Here is a 1,654-nt window from a genome sequence, read left to right as displayed (position 1 = left end):
GGTTCGACGGCGTGGAGCAGCTCCATCCGCGGGTTCCCGCGGCCGCCTTGGACGAAGCCCTCGAACAGCTCGATCCGCAGGTCCGGGCCGGCCTGGAGGAATCCATCGCCCGGGCCAGGAAATTCGCGGCGGCGCAAAAGCCGGCGGACACCGACGTCGAAATCGGTGACGGGGCAGTGGTGACGCACAAGTGGATTCCGGTGAACCGGGTGGGCCTCTACGTTCCGGGCGGGCTGGCCGTGTACCCGTCCTCGGTGGTGATGAACGTGGTGCCTGCCCAGGCCGCTGGCGTGGCGTCCATCGCCCTGGCATCGCCGCCGCAGAAGGATTTCGGCTCGCTGCCGCACCCCACCATCCTGGCCGCGGCCAGGCTGCTGGGCATCGACGAGGTGTATGCCATCGGCGGTGCGCAGGCGGTGGCCGCCTTCGCCTATGGAGCGCCCGGGAATGACCACGGCCCGGCTCTGGAACCGGTGGATGTGGTCACCGGACCCGGCAACGTCTACGTGGCCACGGCCAAGAGGCTGGTCAAGAGCGTGGTGGGCATCGACGCTGAGGCGGGCACCACCGAGATCGCCATCCTGGCCGATGAGACTGCCAATCCGGCGTTCATCGCGGCCGACCTGATCAGCCAGGCTGAACATGATCCGCATGCGGCCTCCGTCTTGATCACCGCGTCGGAGGAACTGGCCGGCGCGGTGCGGGCGGAACTTGGCGGGCAAGTCGCCAGGACCAAGCACGCAGAGCGGGTGCGCCAGGCGCTTTCCGGTCCACAGTCGGGCACCATCCTGGTGGACGGGCTGGAACAGGGCATCGCCGCCTGCGATGCCTATGCCGCCGAGCATCTGGAAATTCAGACCGCCGACGCAGCCGCGGTGGCCGCCCGGATCCGTAACGCGGGAGCGATTTTCGTGGGCGACTTCAGCCCGGTGAGCCTGGGCGACTACTGCGCCGGCTCCAACCATGTGCTGCCCACCAGCGGAACCGCCACCTTCGCCAGCGGCCTCAACGTGACCACGTTCCTGCGTGCCGTGCAGGTGATCAACTACGGCAGCGCGGCGCTGCGGGAAGTCAGCGGGCACATTGCCGCGCTCTCCCGGGCCGAGGACCTGCCGGCCCACGGAGACGCTGTCTCCATCCGGTTCGCCTGATCGGCGACTGCCACCGGGACTGCCTCAACCCCAACATGTAGTAATAACAAGCTTGTAATTCACCTACATATAGTTCTAGGATGGATTTTGTTGGCGGTCCCCGAGGGAAGGAGTGTGGCGTGTATTGTCCGTTCTGCCGCAACTCCGATTCCCGGGTAGTGGACAGCCGCCTGACCGACGATGGTTCGGCGATCCGCCGGCGCCGCCAGTGTCCCGCCTGCGGCCGCCGGTTCACCACGGTGGAGACCACCAGCCTCAGCGTCATCAAGCGCTCGGGCGTCAGCGAGCCATTTAGCCGCACGAAGGTGGTCAACGGGGTGCGCAAGGCCTGCCAAGGCCGGCCCGTGACCGAGGACGACCTGGCCATGCTCGCCCAGGAAGTCGAAGAATCGGTGCGCGCCAGCGGAGCAGCGGAGATCGACGCGCATGAGGTGGGCCTGGTCATCCTGGGCCCGCTGAAGAAGCTGGACCTGATCGCGTACCTGAGATTTGCCAGTGTTTAC

The 1,654-nt window shown here is 67.0% G+C and carries 2 protein-coding genes; both read left to right on the top strand.

The features are described 5' to 3' along the window. Positions 1–1,151: histidinol dehydrogenase (hisD, locus tag AC5RWT_RS37170; RefSeq protein ID WP_494084583.1), on the top strand; the 1,151-nt coding region annotated here is incomplete at its 5' end. 119 nt (positions 1,152–1,270) lie between these two features. Beyond that, positions 1,271–1,654 (top strand): transcriptional regulator NrdR (gene nrdR / locus AC5RWT_RS37165; RefSeq protein ID WP_494084582.1); only part of this gene is annotated, 384 nt, incomplete at its 3' end.

The sequence above is a fragment of the Arthrobacter sp. Dra40 genome, assembly GCF_059091905.1.
This window is presented reverse-complemented; position numbering and strand designations above follow the sequence as displayed.